The following is a 20,314-nucleotide window of genomic DNA, read 5'->3' as shown; positions in this document are numbered from 1 at the left end:
ACCGGGTGGGACGGCGAACCTCGCGGGATCGCCCGTTCCGTGCCCCGCGACTGCTAGGAATGCCCCATGCGTGAACCCTTCGACTTCAGCGAGTGCCTGTCCCTCGTCGAGACCCGCTCCGAGGCCTTCCGGGAGGCCGTACGCCGCTCCACCGACCTGGGTGAACGGGTGCCGGGCTGCCCGGCCTGGTCGCTGCGGGACCTGGTGATCCACCTGGGACAGGTACACCTCGCCTGGAGCCTCGTCGTCCTGCGGGGTCCCGCCGACGCCCCACCGGACCAGTTGGGGGACGGGGCCGAACCCTCGGGTGACCTGCTGGAGTGGTCCCGCGAGTGCACCGACCTCTATCTGTCGCGGTTGCGGGAGGCCGGCCCGGACCGGGGCTGCTGGGGCTGGTGGTCCCCCGAGGTGGCCGCGCTGTCGGCCGCCACGGTCGCCCGGCACCAGGTGCTGGAGGTGGCGGTGCACACCTTCGACGCCCAGGAGGCCGTGGGGGTGCCGGAGCCGGTACCGACCCGGGTGGCGCTGGACGGGGTGGAGGAGTTCGTCACCGTCGGGCTGTGCTCCATGGGGCCCTGGCCCCACCAGCCGGCCACGGTACGGCTGGCCTGTGACGAAGGGCCCGTGTGGTCCCTGGAGCTGACGGACGCGGGGACGACCGTCGACGAGGGCGGGCCGGACGACGGCACCCCGCCCGACCTCACCCTGCGGGGGTCGGCGAGCGAACTGCTGCTGGCCCTGCACAGCCGCTCCCCCATGGAGTCGCTGGAGGTCGAGGGGGACCGCAAGGTGTTCGAGCAGTTGCGGGCCTGGCCACCGCTGAGCCCCGACGACCAGGAGGAGCCCCCCGAGGACTGATCCGAGGTACGGGGCCGGCCCCGAGCAACCCGGCCACCAGGAGGCCGGTGACCGTCACCACAAGTGCCGTGGTTGCCGCACCCGGACGCCGCACCCCCGACCCCGGTCACGGCACCCCACCACCGGACACCCCCGCCCGCGACCACCCGGGATACGAGGCCAGCACCAGGGGCTCACCCTGGACGGAGTTCCCCCCTCGGCGGGCGACAGCACCCCCGCCCACCGGGGCCCGGACGGAGTGACCGGCCCACCCGATAGCCCGGTCACCCGGTGGGGGGCGGACCGGTAACCCCCGCCCTACGCGCCAGAGTTGCCGCACCCCCCGGCCCCGGTCACGGCACCCCACCACCGGACACCCCCGGCCACGAACACCCGCGATACGAGGCCAGCCCCGGAGGCTCACCCCGGACGGAGTTCCCCCCTCGGCGGGCGACAGCACCCCCGCCCACCGGGGCCCGGACGGAGTGACCGGCCCACCCGACAGCCCGGTCACCCGATGGGGGGCGGACCGGTAACCCCCGCCCTACGCGCCAGAGTTGCCGCACCCCCCGACCCCGGTCACAGCGCCCCACCACCGGACACCCCCGGCCACGAACACCCGGGATACGAGGCCAGCACCAGGGGCTCACCCCGGACGGAGTTCCCCCCCTCGGCGGGCGACAGCACCCCCGCCCGCCCGGGCCCGGACGGAGTGACCGGCCCATCCGACAGCCCGGTCACCCGGTGGGGGGCGGACCAGTAACCCCCGCCCTACGCGCCAGAGTTGCCCCACCCGGACGTCCTACCCCCGACCCCGGTCACGGCGCCGACCGGGCCGCCTCGGCGATGGGGTGGGCGTCGGGGCGGGGTCAGTCGCCCAGGGGGCTGCCGAAGGAGGTGCCCTCGCCGGCGGGTGCCCCGAGGGACTCGGGCCAGAACGAGGTGGCGCCCCGGGTGGTCAGACCCCCGGCGTCGCCCCGCAGTACCCAGGTCGCCCCGGTCTCCGGGTGTACGCCGTCCTCCTGGGGCGCGCTCACCGCGAGGTCGGCCCGACCGTCGCCGTCGGTGTCGCGGAGGGTCAGTTCGGTGCCGAACGAGTCGCCCGCCTCGCTCTTTCCCGGCACCCCCGGGGAGTCCTGGTCCAGGACCTGGCCGCCCTTCCCGGTGAGTCCCTTCTTGCTTCCCTTCAGCAGGACCACGGCACCGGAGTGCTCCTTGCCGCCCTCCTCGGGGAGTTCGTCGGTGCCGGAGAGGGCGCCCACCACGATGTCGGTGACGCCGTCCCCGTCGACGTCACCGGCCGCCAGGGCCGCGCCCCACCACTCGCCACCGTCGCCGACCCGGGGCATGGCGTCACGTTCGAGGACGGTGCGCCTGCCAGGCCCCTTCCGGGTGCCGTGGACGACCTCGATGCGTCCGGCCTCCGACTCGGGGCCCTCGGTGCGGGACATCACCAGGTCGTCGTAGCCGTCGTCGTCGACGTCGGCGAGGACCACGGCGCTGGCGTGGGGCAGTTCGTCCTTCTTCCCCGGTGCCTTCAGACCCCTGGCGCCGCCCCTCCAGAGAAGGGTGGCGGGGCCGAGGTCCTCCAGGGCGTGGCGGCTGACCAGGTCGTCCCTGCCGTCGCCGTCGAGGTCACCGACCGTCATGTCCCTGAGGGTCTGGTCCCGGCCCCTGGGGTAGGCGGTGCGGGCGACCTTCCCGTCCCGGGTGAAGGGGCCGTACAGCGCGGTGAGGCGGCCGTACCGTCGGGAGTCGGTGGCCAGGTCCGCGTGGCCGTCGCCGTCGAAGTCGCCCGACACCAGGGCCAGTTCGCCGGTGTCGAACTCCTTGCGGGGCAGGAGGGTTCCCCCGCTGAGGCGGCCTCCCCTGGTGCCCCAGAAGAGGGTGACGCCGTGGTCGGAGCCCACGGCCAGGTCCGGGACGCCGTCGCCGTCGAGGTCGGCGGCGGTGGCGCCGCCTCCGCCGAAGTGGACGCCCTTGCGCCCGCCGCCCTCGACCCCCTCGGAGTGCTGGGAGAGGATCTGTCGCCGGCCGGTGTCGATGCCCTGGGCCGAGCCGTAGAGCACGACCGCGTAGCCGGAGTCCTTGACGCCGTCGACGGTGGCCGTGGAGGAGACCGCCACCAGGTCCTCGTAGCCGTCCTGGTCGAAGTCGCCCCGCTCCTTCTGGACCGGCTTGGCGGGCTGGTGGGCCCAGTCGTCGGACGGGTCGTGCTGTCCGGGCAGTACGCCGGCCTGGTGGGCGATCAGTCCGGCGACCAGGCCGGTGACCACGACGACGGCCGCCACGAGGTATCCGGCCAGCCTCCCGGGCCTGGAGGGTCCGCGCCCCACTCTTCCTCCCGTTGTCCTCGGCGTTCCTCCCCACCGTGACCGGGGGCCCGGGGGCCGGCCCGGGGTGGGGGCACTCCTGGCGTAGACGTGCCGGGGCGGGGCACGGTTGTACCGCGCGCCGGCCCACCCCTCGTGGACTCTCCGAACGCCCCGCCCTCGTCCGCCCCGGGAGGGGGGCCGAACTACCGCTGGCTGTCGGTGTGTTGGCGGGCGGCCAGGGTGTGGGCCAGTTCGCGGGTGTCGGGGTAGAGGCGCAGGTAGTGGTCGTACAGCTGCTGGTAGACCTCGCGGTGGTCGGGGTCGGGGTGGACGGTGTGCTCGATCGGGTTCCAGTCGCCGATGTCCTCGGGGCGGGCCAGTCCGGCGCCGACGGCGGCGAGGAAGGCGTCGCCGTAGGCGGCGCCGATGGTGTGGCGGGGTACGTGCTGGGTGCGGCCGGTGACGTCGGAGACGATGCGCGTCCACAGTTCGCGGGCCCCTCCCCCGACGGCGACCACCCGATCCAGGGCTCCGCCGGCCTCGGTGAAGGCGGCGAGGTTGTGGCGTACCCCGTAGGCGGTGGCCTCCAGGGCGGCACGGTAGAGGTGGCCGCGCTGGTGGCGCAGCGTCAGCCCGGCGATCACCCCCCGGGCGTCGGGGTCGAAGACCGGGGTCCGCTCCCCCGCGAAGTACGGCAGCATCAGCAGGCCCTCGGCGCCCGGGGGCAGGGCGGCGGCCTCGGCGGTGAGGGTGCCGTAGTCGGAGCCGGTGAGGTCGGCGAGCCAGCCGGTGACCGCGCCGGAGGTGGCCATGCCGCCGGCCAGGCAGTAGGTGCCGGCGAAGGCGCCGGCGGTGCACCACAGCCGCTCGTCGGGCCGGGGCTCGGCCAGCACGTTGACCAGGAACATGGTGGTGCCGTACATCAGCATCAGGTCGCCGGGGCGGGTGGCGCCCACGGCGGTGGCCTCGGCCCAGGCGTCGATGGTGCCGGCGACCACGGGCAGCCCGGCGGGCAGCCCGGTGAGGAGGGCGGCCTCCGGGGTGACGGTGCCGACGGTCTGGGAAGGCCACACCAGGGTGGGCCACTGGAGTCCGGGGCCGATCTCCTCGCACCACTCCTCGATCCACTCGCGGCGGCGCAGGTCGTACAGCGGGGTGCACTGGCTGGCGGAGTGGTGGTCCAGTACGTAGGCGCCGGTGAGGCGGTGGGCGAGGAAGGAGCTGGCCATGTACCAGCGGTGGGCGCGCCGGTAGGTGTCCGGTTCCTCTTCCCGTAGCCAGGCGATCTTGGGGCCGAGGGACTGGCTGCTGAGGGGGGAGCCGCAGCGTTCCAGCACCCGTTGGGCGCCGTAGCGGCGGGTCTGGTCGTCGATCTGGCGGCCGGCCCGGGTGTCGACGCCGTAGAGGATCGCGGGGCGCAGCGGGGTGCCGTCCCGGTCGACCGGGAGCAGGCAGGGGCCGATGCCGCTCACCCCGAGGGCGGCGACGCTCTCCCCTTCGGGGACTCGTGCCAGGAGTTCGCGGGTCAGCTCGGTGAAGTCCCGCCACCACACGGTCTCGGCGTCGTGTTCCACCCAGCCGGGGCGGGGGGTGTCGGTGCGGTGCTCGCGCTGGGCCTGTGCCACGAGCCGGCCGTCGGTGCCGGTGAGTACTCCCTTGGAGCTGGAGGTGCCGATGTCGATGCCTAGCAGCAGGGTCATAGCCAAGTCCCTCGGCGGTTCGGTCGGTGACAGGTGGGGTCGGGGGGTTCGGGGGGTCCGTGGGAGGGGGGCGAGTGGGGTGGTCCGGGCCCGGTGGGGAGGTTGGGAGTCCGGGCCCGGACGGTCGAGGGGCCGGGTCAGCCGGTCTTCTTGCTGAAGTCGTACTTCCTGAACATCTCGGCGGCGTTGTCCTTGGTGATCTCCTCGGTGCCGAGGATCTGCTTCTTCTTCACCTTCTTCTTGGTGACGATGTCGTGGACCGTGCGGGCGGCCTCCTCGGCTCCGGTCGGGTAGACGAACGAGGCCAGCAGGTCGCCCTGTTGGACGGCGCGTATCCCTCCGCCGTCGATGGCGAGTCCGTCGATGCCGATGAACTTCATGTCCTTGGCCTTGCCCTTGCCCTGGGCGGCGAGCCGGGCGCCGATGGCCATGTCGTCGTTGTGACCGTAGACCAGGTCGATCTTGGTGCCGCCCTGTAGCCACTGCTGGGTGATCTCGGTGGCGTTCTTCCGCAGCCACTTGGCCTCGCGCTGTTTGACCACCTTGATCTTGGGGTTCTTCCTGAGCGCGGACAGGAAGCCCTGGTGGCGTTCGATCTGGGGCTTGGCGGAGAGTACGCCGCGCAGTTCGGCGACGTTGCCGCCGTCGGGCAGGGCCTTGACGGCGCGTTCGCCGGCACGCTTGCCGATCTCGTGGTTGTCGCCGCCGATGAAGGAGGTGTAGCAGTCGGTCTTGACGTCGCGGTCCAGGACGATGACCGGGATCTTGGCGTCGCAGGCGCGCTGTACGGCGGGGGTGAGCGGGTCGGGTTCGTTGGGCGAGACGATCAGCACGTCGACCTTCTTCTTCACGAAGGTCTGCACCTGGCTGATCTGGGTGGCGCTGTTCTGGTTGGCGTCGGCGATCGGCAGCAGCTTGAGGTTGGGGTACTTCTTGATGAAGTAGGTGAGCTGCTTGTTGAGTTGGGCGCGGTACGGCTCGGCGTTGTTGGCCTGGGAGTAGCCGACGGTGAAGGTGCCGTCCTTGTCGGGTTCGCCGTCGGCGCTGGTGCCCTTGGAGCTGCAACCGGTGGCGGCCGTCAGGGCGGCCAGGGCGGAGGCGGTCACCAGGGCGGTGGTGGTCAGGGTGCGCCGAGGGGTACGCCGGCGGGGGTGCCGCTGGATGTGCTGTCGGGTGTTCACGGGGCCTCGTTCTCCTTGGTGTGGTCGGGGCGCTCGGCCGGTTCGGCGGGGGCTGGTGCGGCCGGTTCCCGGCGAGGGGTCTGGTGCGGTGTACGGGGCGCCGCGTCGCCCTCGGGGGCGCTGGGGGGTTCGCCGTCGGAGCCACCGCCGGTACCGCCGCCGCCCGGCTCGGGGCTCCCGCCCGGCGCGGTCGTACGGTCCTCGGGCGGTGCCCGTCGGGAGGGGCGGCGCAGCAGGTCGGGACGCTGGAGGACGACGGCGACCACCACGATCACGCCCTTGATCACCAACTGCCAGTTGGAGCTGACGTCGTTGAGGCCCAGCACGTTGTCCAACAGGGTGAGGATCAGCGCCCCGATGAAGGTGCCGACGATGGTGCCCCGGCCTCCGGCGAGGCTGGCCCCTCCGATGACGGCGGCGGCGATGGCGTCCAGCTCGTAGGAGGTGCCGGCCAGGGGGTCGGCGGAGGCGCTGTAGGCGGCGTCGATGGGGCCGGCGAAACCGGCGAGCATCCCGGAGAGGGTGAACACCGCGATGACCACGAAGCTGACGTTGATGCCGGACAGCCGGGCGGCGGTGGGGTTGCCGCCGACGGCGTAGATGTGCCGCCCGAAGGTGGTGCGGGACAGCACCCAGTGGAAGAGGACGCACACCCCGACGAAGGCCAGTACGGGGAAGTAGACGCCGCCGGGCAGCAGTGCGGTGAGGACGTTGTGGCCTGGGGTGCCCAGCAGTTGGAAGGACTCGGCGTTCTCGGTGAGCCGGTCCCCGACGCGGGGCTGGGTGGACTGGGCCTCGTTGTTGGACAGTTGCTTGTCCAGTCCCCGGGCGATGGACAGCATGGCCAGCGTCATCACGAAGGACTGGATGCGCAGCCAGGCGGTGCCCACCCCGTTGAGGAAGCCGAACAGGGCGCCCAGGACCATGCACAACGGCACGATCTGCCAGACGGGCATGTCGTGGTCGAAGACCATCATGGCGGCGGCCATGGAGGCGATGCCCATCACCGAGCCGACCGACAGGTCGATGCCGGCGGTGAGGATGACCAGGGTGACGCCCACGGCGAGGATGCCCCGGGAGGCGAAGGCGCCGACCGCGTCGGTGAGGTTCTCCTCGGTCAGGAAGATCTCGCTCTGGGTGGTGACGCCCAGGACGATGACCAGGACCAGTCCGATGTAGCCCTGGAGGGAGCCGAGTACGGGCAGCAGGCGCCGGCCGCGTTCGGCCAACGTGGCGGGTTCCCGGGCCAGTTCGGGGGTGGACGGGTGCTTGGTCATGGGGCGCTCCGGGGGGTGTCGTGCGCGTGCGCGTCGTCGCCGGCCGCCGGGGGTGGTGGCGGTTCCTCGGTGACGGTCTGTCGGGCCATGGCGGCGGTGAGCAGGGCCTCCTGTTCGGCCGGTGGCCCGTGGGCGGGGTCGCGGTGGAACTCGCCGGTGAGCCGTCCCTCGCACAGCACCAGCACCCGGTCGCACAGGCCGATGAGTTCGGGCAGTTCGGAGGAGACCGCGAGGACGGCGGTGCCCTGGGCGGCGAGCCGGTCCAGCAGGGCGTGGATCTCGGCCTTGGCGCCGACGTCCACCCCCCGGGTGGGTTCGTCGACCAGCAGCACCTTCGGCTCGGTGAGCAGGCACTTGGCCAGCACGACCTTCTGCTGGTTGCCGCCGGACAGGTCGCGGACGGTGGTGTCGATGCTGGGGGTCTTGACCCGCAGTTCCTCCATCTGCCGGGCGACCGCCTCGCGTTCACGGCGCCGGTCGACGGTGCGCCAGGGGCGGCGGTAGCGGGGCAGGGCGGCCAGCGAGCCGTTGAACCGTACGGTGTTGCCCAGGACCAGGCTCTGCGCCTTGCGGTCCTCGGCCAGCAGGGCGAGGCCGGCGCGGATGGCCCGTTGGGGGCTGCGGGGCCGGTAGGGGGCGCCGTCGAGGGTGAGGGTGCCGTCCAGCCGGGTGCCGTAGACCCCGAACAGGGCGTTGAGGAGTTCGCTACGGCCGGCGCCCATCAGTCCGGCCAGCCCGACGATCTCCCCGGCCCGTACGGTCAGGTCGATGTCCCGCAGGGGGGTGCCCTCGGGCGGGTCGCAGCTCAGCCCCCGTACGGCCAGGCGTACGGGGTCACCGCCCCGCTGCTCCGGCGCCCTGGGGTACAGCTCCCCCAGCGGCCGGCCGACCATCAGCCGTACGAGTTCGGCGCGGTCGGTGTCGGCCATGGGGCGCTCGCCCACCCAGGCGCCGTCGCGCAGCACGGTGACCCGGTCGGCGATCTCCTCCAGCTCCTCCAGCCGGTGGGAGATGTAGACCACGCCCACGCCCTGGGCGGTCAGGTCGCGGATGACGGTGAACAGCCGCCGTACCTCGGCGTCGGCCAGGGCGGAGCTGGGCTCGTCCATCACCAGCAGCCGTACCCGGGCCCGCAGGGCCTTGGCCACCTCGATCAGCTGCTGTTCGGCGATCCGGCACTCCTTCACCGGGCGCCGAGGCGGGATGTCGAGGCCGAGTCGGGCCAGCAGCCGGGCGGCGCCGGCCTCCATGGCCCGTCGGTCCACGGTGCCGCGCCGGGTGGTGGGTTCGCTGCCGAGGTAGATGTTCTCGGCGGCCGACAGCTCCGGTACCAGGTGGAGTTCCTGGTGGATCATGCCGATGCCGTGGGCGCGGGCGTCCCGGGGCGAGTGGAGGGTGACGGGCCGTCCCTCGCACTCGACGGTGCCGCCGTGGTCGGGGTGCAGCCCGGCGAGGACGTTCATCAGGGTGGACTTGCCCGCCCCGTTCTCCCCGAGCAGCGCCATCACCTCCCCGGGGCGCACCGTCAGGTGGACGCCGCGCAGCGCCCGCACCCCGGGGAAGCTCTTGGTGATGTTCCGCATCCGCAGCAGCGGCGGGCCCCCGGGGTGGGGGCCGCCGCCGGGGTGCCGCTCGCTCACCGGGCGTCTCCGAAGCCCTCGTAGCGGATGTCCAACTGGGCGCAGACGGCGCGGAGTTCGGCGACGTAGTCACCGGGTACGGCGTGGATGTGGTTGGCGCCGAAGCGGCTGAGGAACTCCTCGGCCTCGCAGTTGAGGGAGGCGAAGGCGTGCGGCCACTCCCAGGTGGAGGCGCGCATCATCCGCTCGTTGGTGTCGGCGTCGTAGTCCACGAAGGAGCCGCGCATGACCTGCATCCGGTACCGGCTGTCCTCGCGGGTGAGCCGGGCGAAGGTCATGTCACCGGGGGCGGCCAGGTGTTGTACGGAGGCGCCGCCGGCCGGGAAGTAGAAGACCTCGGGGAACAGGTTGACCTTGCGCAGGTTCTCGGCCGGGTCGCTGGAGCGGGCGGCGTACCAGGTGGCGTGCTGGCCGGAGTTGCACAGGTCCCACACGTCCTTGTCCGCGTGGTAGTGGCGCACGTCGGCGAACAGCACCGGGTCGCCGGACAGCAGCTTGAGTATCTGCATCGTCAGCGCGGCGTCCATGTCGGCCTCGGTGGAGGTGACGTGGGTGTCCTTGGGGCCCTCCCAGTCGTAGGGGTCGTTGAGGAAGGCCTCGGCGATGTCCATGGTGCAGAAGTTGGCGGTCAGTTCGGGCTGGCCCTTGACGCCGGAGAAGTCGAGGTTCCACTCGTCGATCAGTTCGCGCATCGCGTAGTAGGTGCGGATCTGGCGTTCCAGCAGTTCGGGGGTGAGCCGGTCCCCGTCGTAGTGGACGCCGGCGGCGTGCCGCTCCAGCCACTCGCGGGCGGCGGTGACCCGGGACTGTTCGGCGTTCTCGCTACGGCGTACGACCTCCCACTGGTCGATCTCCTCCACGTCGACGCCGAACAGCTTCATCCACTGGTCGGTGTTGGCGGTGGCGGTGTACATGCCCATCGGTCGGCCGCCGACCCGGCCGAAGGTGGAGCCCCGCAGCCCGGACACCGCGGCCCCGGCCCGTACCTGGGCCAGGATGCGGTCGACCACGGCCGGGTCGTCCAGGTCGCCCCAGGCGCGGGCGTGGGTGCGGCCCAGCTGGTCCAGGGCTCCGCCGCCGGCGAGCATCCCGACCATGCCGGGGAACTGGGGGTCGATGTTGGCGACCAGCAGCAGCGGGCCGGGGGTGGACTCGGCGGCCAGGGCGGTGAAGTGGGGGAAGGTCCACACCGAGTGGTGGAGGATCGTCAGGTCGGGGTGGTGGTTGGCCACCCATCGAGCCTGGCTGGTGGCCAGGGAGTTACTGCTGACCTGCTCGGGGGCGACGATCACCTCGTGTCCGGCGTCCTTGAGGACCTGGGCGAGTTGCCGGGCCGCCCGGTCGATGTGGGCGGTGACGTCCCGCTGGACGTAGTCGCGGCCGTCGGAGAGGGGGAGCAGACCGATGCGTGCCATGAGGCGGATGTCCTCCGGGTGTTGGGGGGTGCTTCTGGCGTGGGTTGCGCGTCCGGCCGCTACTTGAGGCCGGAGGTCTTGATGGACTCGACGATCTGTCGCTGGAAGCCGAAGAACAGGACGATCATCGGGGCCGCGGCGACCACGGCGGCGGCCAGCACGTAGTTCCAGCTGGAGGTGTACTGCGCCTGGAACGAGGTGATGGCCAGTTGGACCACGGTCAGGTCGGGGTCGTTGGTGGCGACCAGGGGCCACAGGAAGGAGTTCCAGTTGGCGAGGAAGAAGAAGATGGCCAGCGCCGACAGGATGGGGCGGGACAGCGGCAGCACGATGGACCAGTACACGCGCCAGTGGCCGCAGCCGTCGACGATGGCCGCCTCCTCCAGTTCGCGCGGGAGTTGGACGTAGAACTGCCGCAGCAGGAAGATGCCGAAGGCGTTGAAGATCGCCGGGATGATCAGTCCGGCGTAGGTGTCGAGCATCCCCATCTCGCGGACCACCAGGAACAGCGGGATCAGCACCACCGGCGGGGTGATGAGCAGGGTGGAGAAGATCACCGTGAAGAGGGTGTCCCGGCCGGGGAACCGCAGCCGGGCCAGCGCGTAGGCGGCCATGGAGTGCAGCAGCAGGGCCACCACGGTGATCACGGCGGAGATCAGGAAGCTGTTCAACAGGTAGCGGGTGAAGGGGACTTCGGTGAAGACGTAGACGAAGTTCTGGAAGGTCACGTCCTTGGGCACCAGCCGGCCGTCGTTGACCTGGTCCCGGGGTTTGAGGGAGGCGGTGAGCATCCACAGCACCGGGAAGAAGGCCATCAGGGCGAGTACGGCGGTGACCACGGTCAGCCCGAGGCGTCCCGAGCGGCCGGCACCTCCGCCCCCGTGACCGGTTCCGTCGCCGCTGCGCGAAGCCCCGCGCCGGGGGGTGGCGGTCTCACTGGCCATCGTCGAACCTCCCGCCCTTGGTGATCCTGAAGATCAGTACGGAGCAGAGCGTCATCGCCAGCACCAGGGCGGTGCCCATGGCGGACGCGTAGCCGTACTCCCCGAAGACGAACGCCTGTTGGTAGATGTAGAAGATCGCCAGCGAGGTGCTGTTGGCCGGGCCGCCCTCGGTGAGGACGAAGACCAGCTCGAACCCGCCGGTGATGGCGGCCACGGTGGACATCAGCAGCACGAAGAAGCTGGTGGGCCTCAGCAGGGGCCAGGTGATGTGGCGGAACTGGGCCCAGGGGCCGGCCCCGTCGATGCGGGCGGCCTCGTAGTACTCCCTGGGGATCTCCTGGAGCCCGGCCAGGAAAATGATCATGTAGTAGCCCATCATGACCCAGACGAAGACCGCTATCACCGCGTACAGCGCGGTGGACGGCTCGCCCAGCCAGGAGTGGCCCTCCATCCCGGCGGCGCGCAGCGACTTGTTCACCACGCCCACCTGGTCGTCGAACATGAACTTCCACAGCAGCCCGACGACCACCAGGCTGATCACGTACGGCAGGAAGAACAGGGTGCGGAACACCCCCATGCCGGGCAGTTTCTGCCGCACCAGCAGGCCCAGGCCCAGGCTCACCACGAACAGGGTGGGCACCAGCACCAGTACGTACAGGCCGGTGGTCTGCATGGAGTCCCAGAACAGGGGGTCGCCCACCATGCGGCGGTAGTTGCCCAGGCCCACCCACTCGTAGCTGCCGAAGCCGCTGACCTGGAAGAAGCTCAGCAGCAGGGACAGCACCATGGGCAGGCCGACGAAGAGGGCCAGGCCCACGCAGTCCGGGGCGAGGAACAGGGCGGCGGCCAGCCACTCGCGGTGCCGGCGGCTCATCCGCCGGCCGGTCGGCCGGGGGGTCGCGGCCGGGGTGGCGGCGGGGGGCGGTGAGGTGGCGAGTTCGCTCATACCAGGCTCGCCCCCTTGTAGCCGCTGACGTAGGCGCGCACCGACTGGTCGGCCCGCTCGGCCTCGGAGCGCACGTCGCGGCCGGCGAGCATGGTGCCCTGGATGGCGTCCGACATGGCCTTGTAGATCACCGGGGGGTAGCGGGGTTCGGCCCGGCCACCGGGGAAGACCTCGTCCTTGAAGTACTTCATGGCCCAGTCGTCGTAGCCGCCGCGCCGGGTGCCCTCGCGCAGGGCGGACCGGCGGGGGGCGATGTCGGACTTGGCCTTGGTGCACCAGTCGACCATCCGGTCCACGCAGTCGCTGGAGGTACGGCCCAGCGCCCAGCCGCAGAACGCGGCGGCGGCCTCGGGGTCACGGCCCTTGGCGTTGGCGCAGAAGGACCAACCCCCCAGCGCGGTGGTGTACTTGCCGCCGGGCGGGGTGGGCAGTCTGAAGATGCCGTACTTGTGCTTGGGGGCGTAGGCCCGGAAGCTCGACACCTGCCAGATGCCGCTGTGCCACATCCCGGCGGTGCCGTTCTGGAAGGCCGACAGCAGGTCGTTGGCGGCCGGTGGGGTACGGGGGGTGATGCCCTCGCGTACCGCGTCCTTCCACAGTTGCAGCGCCTGCCGTACGGCTCTGGTGTTGACCGAGGGGTCGCCGTCCTTGTCCAGCACGTCGCCGCCGCCCTGCCACATCCACGGGTACCACAGGAAGTTCTGGAGGTAGCCGGGCACGGTCTCCATCACCAGCCCGGCCCGGGTACGGCTGCTGAGCTTCTTCCCCACGGCCAGCAACTGGTCCCAGGTGGTGGGGATGTCGCCCTCGGACAGGCCGACCTTCTCCCAGGAGGCGACGTCGTAGTAGATGGCCAGCGGCTCCACCTCCATCGGCAGGGCGTAGATCCGGTCGTCCACCATGCGGCTGTCGAGGGTGTTGGGGTGGTAGTCGTCGACCAGCCCCTTGTCGGTGTGCGGCGTCAGGTCGGCCAGCACCCCGCCGTTGTAGTAGCGCAGGAAGTCACCGGGGCTGGCCAGGAAGATGTCCGGTCCGCTGCCGGCCGCGAAGGCGGTGGGCAGCTTGGAGCCGGTCTGGTACGTCCGAGGGGGGACGTAGACCAGCTCGATCCGCGTGCTGTGGCTGGCGTTCCACTCGTCCACCAGGTCGGTGAACCACTTGGACTGGGCCCGCAGGGCGGGGTCCTCGGACTGCTGGGGCGCGTAGAAGTTCCAGAACTTCAACGTGCCGCCGCCGGCCTGGGCGGAGCCGCAGCCGGTGAGCAGCGCGGGCGCGCCCAGGGCCGCGGCGGTGCCGAGGAAGCGGCGTCGGGAGGGGGCGGAGGAGCCGGTCCGGGTACTGCTGGCGGTCCGGGCGGCCTGGTCGTCCTGCCTGGCCGGCGGTCGGGGTGGGCCGTGCTGGAGCATGGGGTGCTCCTGTTCTCGGTCGGGGAGTCGGGGTGGTCGCGGGTCCGGCGGCCCCTTGGCGGCTCGGGTACGCCGGACCCACGAGGGGTGGGTCAGTCCACTTCGAGGTCGAGCAGCCCCGGGGTGGCGGGGGCGCCGCTGGGCTCGGGGCGGTCGAGGTAGAACAGCGCCAGCGAGGCGATGTCGTCGCTGGTGGGGCGGTAGCGGTGGGGCAGCCCGTTGCCGTTGCCGGGGCCGATGCCCAGCGACTGCACGGTCACCCGCAGGTCGCTGGCGAAGCGCACGGGGTCGACCACGTGCCAGCGGTACATCCCGAACCGCTGCTGGCTGGCGTACAGCCCGTCCGGCCGCAGCACCTGGTTGAGCCCCAGGTAGGGGGTGGTGTACGTGGTGTAGCCCCGCTCGGGTACGTCGAAGTTCCAGGCCCCGCCCACGTAGTCCTCGGTGCCGGTGCCGCAGATGGTGGGGAACTCGTCGTCGCCGTCCAGGTAGAACTTCACCTCGCCCTCGCCCCACCAGCCGGGGCTGTTGGTGGCCCAGGCCAGGTAGGCGCCGACGTAGTGACCCCGGCCGGTGACGCCCTCCAGCAGGGTGTGGGTCTCACCCCGGGGGACGGGGTTGCTGCGGCGCCACTGGGCGTGCAGGTAGCAGGCGTCCTCGGGCACCTCGTCCAGTTCGTAGTCGATCTGGTAGTAGAGGGTGACGGTCTCGGCGGAGAGGTTCTCCACGGTGAACCGGGCCCGGGAACGGAAGGGCATGGTCCAGTAGCTGTTGAAGCCGCCGTTGGGGTTGGCGGCGACGGGCTGGGAGGACACCTGGCTGAAGGTGTTCCAGCCGTTGCAGAAGAAGTCGCCCAACGGGGTCTCGACGGCGGGCAGTTCGGCGTCGTCCCAGTAGGCGCGCAGCAGGGTGCCGCGCCAGGCGCGGTGGGGGGCGGTGGTGCACCAGAGGTGACGGATGGACCCCGAGCCCTCGATGTCGGCCAGCTCGGCGGTCTGACCGGGGGCGATCTCGATGCTGGGGGAGATCTTCCACCCCTGGCCGAGCGAGCCGGCCGCCTGGGCTCCGGTGCCCTGGGTCGCCCGACCACCGGCGCCCTTGCCACCGGTGAAGTTCTCCGGGCTGATCGAGCGGGAGACGGCGTTGGTCTTCCGGGCTAGCTCGTGGAGCATTCCACACCTCGTCGTCGTGAAATCGATTTCTTTTGATGGCGCAAAGAATCCCGCCAGCAGTGACTACCTGTGGGACACCACGAGACGGGCGGTCAACGGGAGCCGGGGGAAACCCTGTTGAAATCCATTTCACGCGAAAGTAGAGTTCGTACTCAGGGGTGTCAAGGGCTCGTTCGGTAAGGATTCACTCCACGCCCCTCACCGCTCGATGACCAGGAAGGCCGCGACAGACCAGTGGCAACGATCAACGACGTGGCCAAGGCCGCCGGCGTCTCCCCCGCGACAGTCTCCCGCGTGTTCAACGGCGGCCGGGTCACCCCCGAGCGCGCCGAACGCGTACGCCGCTCCGCCGACGAACTGGGCTTCTCCCCCAACCGCGTCGCCCGCTCCCTGCGGATGCAACGAGCCAGCGTGATCGGCCTGTTGATCCCCGACATCGCCAACCCCTTCTTCACCGCGCTGGCCCGGGGGGTGGAGGACGCCGCCCAACGCACCAACCTCTCGGTGGTGCTGTGCAACAGCGACGAGGACGTCGCCAAGGAGCGCCGCTACCTGGACATCGCCCTGGCCGAGCAGATGGCCGGAGTGATCGTCGCCGCCTCCTCCCGCAGCCAGACCGACCTGGGCCGGCTGCTGGAACGGGGGATGCCGGTGGTGGCCGTCGACCGGCGCCCCCGGGCCGCCGAGGTGGACGCGGTGATGGTCGACAACCAGCACGGGGCCGAGGAGGCCACCCACCACCTGGTGGACCGGGGCTACCGCCGTATCGCCTGCATCACCGGGCCGGCCGGCGCCTCCACCTCCGAGGACCGGCTCGCCGGCTACCGCACCGCCATGCGGGACGCCGGAGTGGACCCGGAGTGGGTCAACGCCCACGTACGGCACGCGGACTTCCGGGTCGAGGGGGGCCGCGCGGCCATGGCCGACCTGCTGGCGCTCCCGGACCCGCCGGAGGCGGTGTTCGTGGCGAACAACCTGATGACCGTGGGCGCCCTCCAGTCGCTGCGCGAAGCCGGGGTGGAGCCCCCGGGGTTCGGCATCCTCTCCTTCGGCGACGTGCCCTGGGCCTCGCTGGTGAACCCCTCCCTCACCACGGTCCAACTCCCCGCCTACGACCTGGGGGTGGCCGCCGCCAGCCTCCTCCAGGAACGGATCGCCGGCTCCGACAAGCCCCTCCAGACCGTGGTGCTGCGTACCGCCCTCCACCCCCGCGAGTCCACCGCCGGACCCCGCCCTGACTGAGCCGCCCCCGGGACGGTGGACACCCGGCCCCTAGAATCCGCCGGGTGAGTTCCCCTACGCGCCTCCGACGTCACGCCGCAGCTCTCGCCCTGGCCGGCTGCCTGCTGAGTTCCTGCGGCGACGGGAACCCCACGAGCGGGACCTCCTCGGAGAAGGACTCCCCCGAGGGGGCCGGCCGCGTCACCTACGTCAAGCCGGCCGACCGCGCCTCCGCTCCCCGGCTCAGCGGGGAGACTCTGGAGGGCGACCGCCTGCGGATGGCCGACTTCGACCGGAAGGTCCTGGTGGTCAACGTGTGGGGCTCCACCTGCGGTCCCTGTCGCGCCGAGGCCGGCGAGCTGGCGAAGGTCTCCAGGGAGACCCACGGCAAGGGGGTGCGCTTCGCCGGCATCAACACCCGCGACATCAGCAAGGACAACGCCCGTGCCTTCGAGCGCGCCTACAAGGTCCCGTACCCCAGCTGGTACGACCCCGAGGGCCGGCTGCTGTCCCGCTTCCCCCGGGGCAGCCTGATGCCCCAGGGCATCCCCAACACCCTGGTCATCGACCGCGAGGGCAGGATCGCCGTACGGATCCTCGCCGCCGTCGACGGCGCGGAACTGCGCGGGGCGGTGGACTCCGTCGTACGGGAGGGATGAACCGGCCGGGCCGGTGGACCGGCCCGGCGCGCGAGAACCTCGGCGGCCCACCTCAAGGAGCGACACCCATGACCACGAACGCGGACCGGAGTCCGGCCACCCTGTACGGGGGCGCGTCACTGGCACTGGGGGTGCTCGCCCTGCTCGGCGCGGTGTTCGTGGGGGTCGCGGGCCTGGGCCTGCCCCTGTTGTGCGGCAGCCTGGCCGGCGTCTTCGGCGCCCTGGGTCTGGGCAGCGGGTTCAGGGGTGTGCTCCACCGCCGCTACTCCGCCCTCGGTCTGGGCGCCGGCGTGGTCGCTGTCCTGTACCTCGGCTTCCTGGTCACCACCCTCGGGGGCTGAGCCGCCCCGCGCTGGAGCGACGCCGAGTGCGGCTCCTTCGGCTACGACGCCCACCCCCACGGCACCCCGTACCTGGGGAGGCTCTGCGGGAGTCGGGAGCGCCCAACCCGGGCCCCGGGTACGGCCGTAGCCGCTCACCGCGTCCCAACTCCCGTACCGCGCGAGCGAGTTGGGGCGGCACCCGGCGTGCGGCCCCTCACGGCGGCACCCCGGGCAGCCGCCCCGCGAGGGGGGCGGCACCGGGGTGCCGTCCGTCGGGCGCGCCTACGGCGCGGGGCGGATCAGAAGATCCCCTGCCCGGGGGTGAGGATGTCGGCCGGGTCGTAGCGGCGACGGGCCTCGACCAGGGCGGGCCAGACCGGCCCGAAGTGGGTCTGCCAGTCGGCGCGGCGGAACGGTACGGAGCCGACCGGGTAGTGCGTGCCGCCGGCGTCCCGTACCCGCTCGTAGGCCGAACGGTTCGCCGCCAGCAGCCGCTTGACGGTCGCCGGTTCGTCCGGCGGCGCGGTGCGCAGCACGGCCAGCAGGTACGGTGCCGGGTCGTCCGGCATCCGCAGCAGGGGCGTTTCCAGGGCGCGGCGGCGCATCGGGTACAGCAGCACCACACCGGAGGGGCCCACGTCCTCCGGGCTCAGGTCGTCGAGGATGCCGGACGCCAGCGAGGACGCGGAGGACGAGGGCAGCAGCAGGTTCAGCCAGGGGTGCGGGTCGTCCCACAGCCCCTGTTCCTTCTGTTCGGCGACGGAGGGCGCCAGCCGGTCCAGGAAGGTGTAGTAGTCCAGGGTCTCGGCGTTCTCCTGGCCGGGCACGAAGCGCAGTCCGGCCAGCAGCTCGGCGTCGTCCGGTTCGGGGCCGGCGGGCGGCCCGTAGGCGACGGCCTCCAGTACGTGGACGCGGAAGGCGCCGGAGTCGTCGGGCAGTACCAGGCCCTCGACGTAGTCGAAACGGCCCTCCTCGACGAGCCGTTTCTGGTCCTCCATGAACACCGACAGGTCGGTGTAGGGGAGTTCGTAGTGCCGCACGGTCTTCGGTGCCCGCCGCAGCGGGATCGTGGCACCGACGATGACGGCGCACTGGCCCAGGCCGGCCCGTACCGCGTCGAACAGTTCGCGGTTCCGCCGGGCCGAGCAGCGCACCAACTCGCCCGCGCCGGTGACGACCTGGAGTTCGGTGACGTTGTCGGTCTGGGCGCCGTCCCGCTGCGTCTGGCCGCCGAGCCCGCCGACGGAGAGCGTGCCGCCGACGGACAGTTCCAGGTAGTCGGTGAAGACCGGGGGCGTCAGGCCGTGCCGCAGGGTGGCCTTGGTGACCTCGCTCCAGCGGGCGCCGGCCCCGACGGTGACCCGGTCGTTCCTGACCTCGCCGATGTCGTTCAGCGGGCCGGTGAGGATCACCAGACCGCCCTTCACCTGCGCCTGACCGAAGGTCATGTGGCCCTCGCCCCGGGGGGCCACGGGGATGCGGTGACGCCGGCAGAACCGCGTCATCCGCACCACGTCCCGTACCGAGCCCGGCCGCAGGACGGCGGCCGGCCGGTGGTGGACGATGTGCCCGAAGTCCTCGGCGGCCTCGTCACGTGACGAACCGTCCGTCAGCAGGGTGCCGTCCAGCTCCGGGATGTCCTCGAAGTCGGAACTCCCCGAGGCGGGGCGTTCCGTGGCCCAGGCACCGGCCCCGGGAGCGAAGCCGACGACGGCGACCGCCGTGGCCAGAGTGCCGAACAGGGCCGTCCGTCTGGTCGGTTCCCTCATGCGTCTCCTCCTGAACGTCGCTGGACCGGGGGCTCCTCAGCCGTGGATGCTACTGGCGCGATCAGCGGCCCGACGGTGGTCCGGTGGTCGAGTCCCTGTCGGACTCGTGTGCCACCGGCTCGCGGGCGGCACGCCGGGGAGCCCCCGAAAGGGTACGGCGTCACCGCTCGGGGCGGACTCCTCGATGTTCCCCAACTCGCCCTGGCGAGCCGACAGATGACTGTCCGTCACCGTCGGCCGCCGGGTCCGCCCTCGTCCTTCCCGGGCTCCGTGACAGCGTCATCGCACGGCTCGGGGTGGGGTTCAGGCCCCACCAGACCTGGGGCCGCACCAGACCGGGCGATGTCGTCGCCGGACTTCCCCGACGAGGGCGGCGGTTGCGGGGCGACGACGGCCACCCGCGACCTCGTCACGGGTCCGGTCACTCGCATCCGCCGAAGGCGGCCCCGAACATCGGCGCGGACCGGGATCGATACGACCGGCCACACGAGCCGACAGGTCCGCGATGGTCCGCCCGGACCGTACGGCGTCCCAGTGGGCCCCGTCGAGGGCCTGACGCCGGGGGCGGAACAGTTCCGGGCAGGGCCGCGACCCTTCGGTACCGTGCCTGCCCATGACCCGTACCTGGATCCCGCCGACGCTGTTCGCCCTCACCGGCCTGGCGATCGCCACTGGACAGACCATGAAGGGAAACCCCGGGACAGCCGGGATGCTCCTGCTGGTGTTCCTGACACTGGCCGGTGTGTGCTCGCCCCTGGTCTTTCCGAAGACGACCGGCGCGTTGGAGGCGCGACGCCGCAGCGCGGTGGACGGCCGGCCCGTGGTCTTCTGGCGGCCGGGGTGCCCGTACTGCGTACGCCTGCGCCTGCGCTTGGGTCGCGCCTCACGCCAGTTGTACTGGGTCAACATCTGGCGCGACCCGAAAGGGGCGGAAATGGTACGGGCGGCGAACGACGGCAACGAAACGGTGCCCACCGTCTTCGCGGCGACCCGGCACCGCACGAACCCCGATGCCCAGTGGGTTCGCGAACAACTCCCGCCGTCCACGTGACAGGAGACTCGGAAATCGCGTCCTGGGGTGGGGAGTTCACGGAGTTCACAGGTCGATCTCAGGGGCGAGCGCGATGAGCCAAGACGACGCCCCCGGCGGAATTACCCGTTACCCACTCCCGTGGACACCCTGCGAGCCTTTCCGTGAAAACCGGGCGAGATGACCGCGTTCACGGATTCACGAACACCACTTGTCGATGGTGTTCGTCCCGGTACTTGTCGATGACCCTCTCCCGATGCCCCTCGTCATCGGCCTCTTTCGCGTTGCCCGGAGCGGTGTGGGGCGTACCCGCGCATCTCACGAAAGCGTCATCACCAGCCCCTCGGCCCGCCCCGGCCCCGCGGAAACCCCCGATCAGAGAGCTCGGCAAGCGACGAACGGGAGCCGGTCCCCCACTTCCGGGGTGCTCCCGAGCACGCTCACGTGGCTCGGGAGCACCCCGCCCCCGGGACCGGCAG

At 71.8% G+C, this 20,314-nt stretch carries 16 protein-coding genes; 5 read left to right on the top strand and 11 right to left on the bottom strand.

Annotated elements, in window-relative coordinates:
• Window positions 1–66 precede the first annotated feature (66 nt).
• The gene (locus ABZT14_RS13910) at window positions 67–858 is read left to right on the top strand and encodes a maleylpyruvate isomerase family mycothiol-dependent enzyme (protein ID WP_356301030.1); all 792 of its coding nucleotides are present in this window, start codon (window positions 67–69) and stop codon (window positions 856–858) included.
• A gap of 848 nt (window positions 859–1,706) precedes the next feature.
• On the opposite strand, the gene ABZT14_RS13905 is transcribed toward ABZT14_RS13910, so the two are convergent.
• The 10 genes from ABZT14_RS13905 to ABZT14_RS13860 form a co-directional block, all read right to left on the bottom strand.
• Window positions 1,707–3,128, bottom strand: coding sequence for an FG-GAP-like repeat-containing protein (locus ABZT14_RS13905; protein ID WP_356301027.1), 1,422 nt, complete (start codon window positions 3,126–3,128; stop codon window positions 1,707–1,709).
• A 227-nt stretch (window positions 3,129–3,355) separates the two neighbouring features.
• A complete protein-coding gene (locus ABZT14_RS13900; RefSeq protein WP_356301024.1) occupies window positions 3,356–4,852 on the bottom strand; it encodes an FGGY-family carbohydrate kinase in 1,497 nt (498 codons plus the stop codon).
• Window positions 4,853–4,989: 137 nt separating this feature from the next.
• A complete protein-coding gene (locus ABZT14_RS13895) occupies window positions 4,990–6,033 on the bottom strand; it encodes a substrate-binding domain-containing protein (RefSeq protein WP_356301022.1) in 1,044 nt (347 codons plus the stop codon).
• Window positions 6,030–7,310 carry an ABC transporter permease gene (locus tag ABZT14_RS13890; RefSeq protein ID WP_356301019.1) on the bottom strand — a complete coding sequence of 427 codons (1,281 nt, stop codon included), beginning with the start codon at window positions 7,308–7,310 and terminating at the stop codon, window positions 6,030–6,032. Before ABZT14_RS13890 ends, ABZT14_RS13895 begins: the two co-directional genes overlap by 4 nt.
• The gene (locus ABZT14_RS13885; RefSeq protein WP_356301017.1) at window positions 7,307–8,950 is read right to left on the bottom strand and encodes a sugar ABC transporter ATP-binding protein; all 1,644 of its coding nucleotides are present in this window, start codon (window positions 8,948–8,950) and stop codon (window positions 7,307–7,309) included. The genes ABZT14_RS13890 and ABZT14_RS13885 overlap by 4 nt, the downstream gene beginning before the upstream one ends.
• Window positions 8,947–10,365 carry an L-fucose/L-arabinose isomerase family protein gene (locus ABZT14_RS13880; RefSeq protein WP_356301014.1) on the bottom strand — a complete coding sequence of 473 codons (1,419 nt, stop codon included), beginning with the start codon at window positions 10,363–10,365 and terminating at the stop codon, window positions 8,947–8,949. Before ABZT14_RS13880 ends, ABZT14_RS13885 begins: the two co-directional genes overlap by 4 nt.
• A gap of 59 nt (window positions 10,366–10,424) precedes the next feature.
• The gene (locus tag ABZT14_RS13875; RefSeq protein ID WP_356301012.1) at window positions 10,425–11,309 is read right to left on the bottom strand and encodes a carbohydrate ABC transporter permease; all 885 of its coding nucleotides are present in this window, start codon (window positions 11,307–11,309) and stop codon (window positions 10,425–10,427) included.
• Complete coding sequence (locus ABZT14_RS13870; protein WP_356301009.1) at window positions 11,299–12,255, bottom strand: sugar ABC transporter permease; 957 nt, start codon at window positions 12,253–12,255, stop codon at window positions 11,299–11,301. Before ABZT14_RS13870 ends, ABZT14_RS13875 begins: the two co-directional genes overlap by 11 nt.
• Window positions 12,252–13,661, bottom strand: coding sequence for a sugar ABC transporter substrate-binding protein (locus ABZT14_RS13865; protein ID WP_356301006.1), 1,410 nt, complete (start codon window positions 13,659–13,661; stop codon window positions 12,252–12,254). Before ABZT14_RS13865 ends, ABZT14_RS13870 begins: the two co-directional genes overlap by 4 nt.
• Before the next feature lie 92 nt (window positions 13,662–13,753).
• Complete coding sequence (locus tag ABZT14_RS13860; RefSeq protein ID WP_356301003.1) at window positions 13,754–14,833, bottom strand: glycoside hydrolase family 172 protein; 1,080 nt, start codon at window positions 14,831–14,833, stop codon at window positions 13,754–13,756.
• A 234-nt stretch (window positions 14,834–15,067) separates the two neighbouring features.
• Here ABZT14_RS13860 and ABZT14_RS13855 point away from each other — a divergent pair, with 234 nt between their 5' ends.
• The 3 genes from ABZT14_RS13855 to ABZT14_RS13845 all read left to right on the top strand — a co-directional run bounded on the left by ABZT14_RS13855 (window position 15,068) and on the right by ABZT14_RS13845 (window position 17,054).
• Window positions 15,068–16,075: a LacI family DNA-binding transcriptional regulator gene (locus ABZT14_RS13855; RefSeq protein ID WP_356301000.1), complete on the top strand. Its 1,008-nt coding sequence runs from the start codon at window positions 15,068–15,070 to the stop codon at window positions 16,073–16,075.
• A gap of 44 nt (window positions 16,076–16,119) precedes the next feature.
• Window positions 16,120–16,713 carry a TlpA disulfide reductase family protein gene (locus tag ABZT14_RS13850; RefSeq protein WP_356300997.1) on the top strand — a complete coding sequence of 198 codons (594 nt, stop codon included), beginning with the start codon at window positions 16,120–16,122 and terminating at the stop codon, window positions 16,711–16,713.
• A gap of 68 nt (window positions 16,714–16,781) precedes the next feature.
• Window positions 16,782–17,054, top strand: a complete 273-nt coding sequence (locus ABZT14_RS13845) for a hypothetical protein (protein ID WP_356300995.1) — start codon at window positions 16,782–16,784, stop codon at window positions 17,052–17,054.
• A 281-nt stretch (window positions 17,055–17,335) separates the two neighbouring features.
• On the opposite strand, the gene ABZT14_RS13840 is transcribed toward ABZT14_RS13845, so the two are convergent.
• Window positions 17,336–18,805 carry an FAD-binding protein gene (locus ABZT14_RS13840; protein WP_356300992.1) on the bottom strand — a complete coding sequence of 490 codons (1,470 nt, stop codon included), beginning with the start codon at window positions 18,803–18,805 and terminating at the stop codon, window positions 17,336–17,338.
• A 613-nt stretch (window positions 18,806–19,418) separates the two neighbouring features.
• Between ABZT14_RS13840 and ABZT14_RS13835 the strand changes: the two genes are divergently transcribed.
• Window positions 19,419–19,856 (top strand): glutaredoxin domain-containing protein, encoded by a 438-nt coding sequence (locus ABZT14_RS13835; protein WP_356300989.1) that lies wholly within the window; start codon window positions 19,419–19,421, stop codon window positions 19,854–19,856.
• Window positions 19,857–20,314 lie beyond the last annotated feature (458 nt).

This window comes from Streptomyces sp. NPDC005438, from assembly GCF_040606315.1.
Classification (GTDB): domain Bacteria; phylum Actinomycetota; class Actinomycetes; order Streptomycetales; family Streptomycetaceae; genus Streptomyces.
This window is presented reverse-complemented; position numbering and strand designations above follow the sequence as displayed.

What these genes read in the sequence shown, in the direction of transcription:
- ABZT14_RS13880 (WP_356301014.1), bottom strand. Translation starts at nt 10,365, where the DNA reads ATGGCACGCATCGGTCTGCTCCCCCTCTCCGACGGCCGCGACTACGTC.
- ABZT14_RS13865 (WP_356301006.1), bottom strand. Translation starts at nt 13,661, where the DNA reads ATGCTCCAGCACGGCCCACCCCGACCGCCGGCCAGGCAGGACGACCAG.
- ABZT14_RS13840 (WP_356300992.1), bottom strand. Translation starts at nt 18,805, where the DNA reads ATGAGGGAACCGACCAGACGGACGGCCCTGTTCGGCACTCTGGCCACG.
- ABZT14_RS13900 (WP_356301024.1), bottom strand. Translation starts at nt 4,852, where the DNA reads ATGACCCTGCTGCTAGGCATCGACATCGGCACCTCCAGCTCCAAGGGA.
- ABZT14_RS13860 (WP_356301003.1), bottom strand. Translation starts at nt 14,833, where the DNA reads ATGCTCCACGAGCTAGCCCGGAAGACCAACGCCGTCTCCCGCTCGATC.
- ABZT14_RS13835 (WP_356300989.1), top strand. Translation starts at nt 19,419, where the DNA reads ATGACCCGTACCTGGATCCCGCCGACGCTGTTCGCCCTCACCGGCCTG.
- ABZT14_RS13875 (WP_356301012.1), bottom strand. Translation starts at nt 11,309, where the DNA reads ATGGCCAGTGAGACCGCCACCCCCCGGCGCGGGGCTTCGCGCAGCGGC.
- ABZT14_RS13870 (WP_356301009.1), bottom strand. Translation starts at nt 12,255, where the DNA reads ATGAGCGAACTCGCCACCTCACCGCCCCCCGCCGCCACCCCGGCCGCG.
- ABZT14_RS13845 (WP_356300995.1), top strand. Translation starts at nt 16,782, where the DNA reads ATGACCACGAACGCGGACCGGAGTCCGGCCACCCTGTACGGGGGCGCG.
- ABZT14_RS13890 (WP_356301019.1), bottom strand. Translation starts at nt 7,310, where the DNA reads ATGACCAAGCACCCGTCCACCCCCGAACTGGCCCGGGAACCCGCCACG.
- ABZT14_RS13910 (WP_356301030.1), top strand. Translation starts at nt 67, where the DNA reads ATGCGTGAACCCTTCGACTTCAGCGAGTGCCTGTCCCTCGTCGAGACC.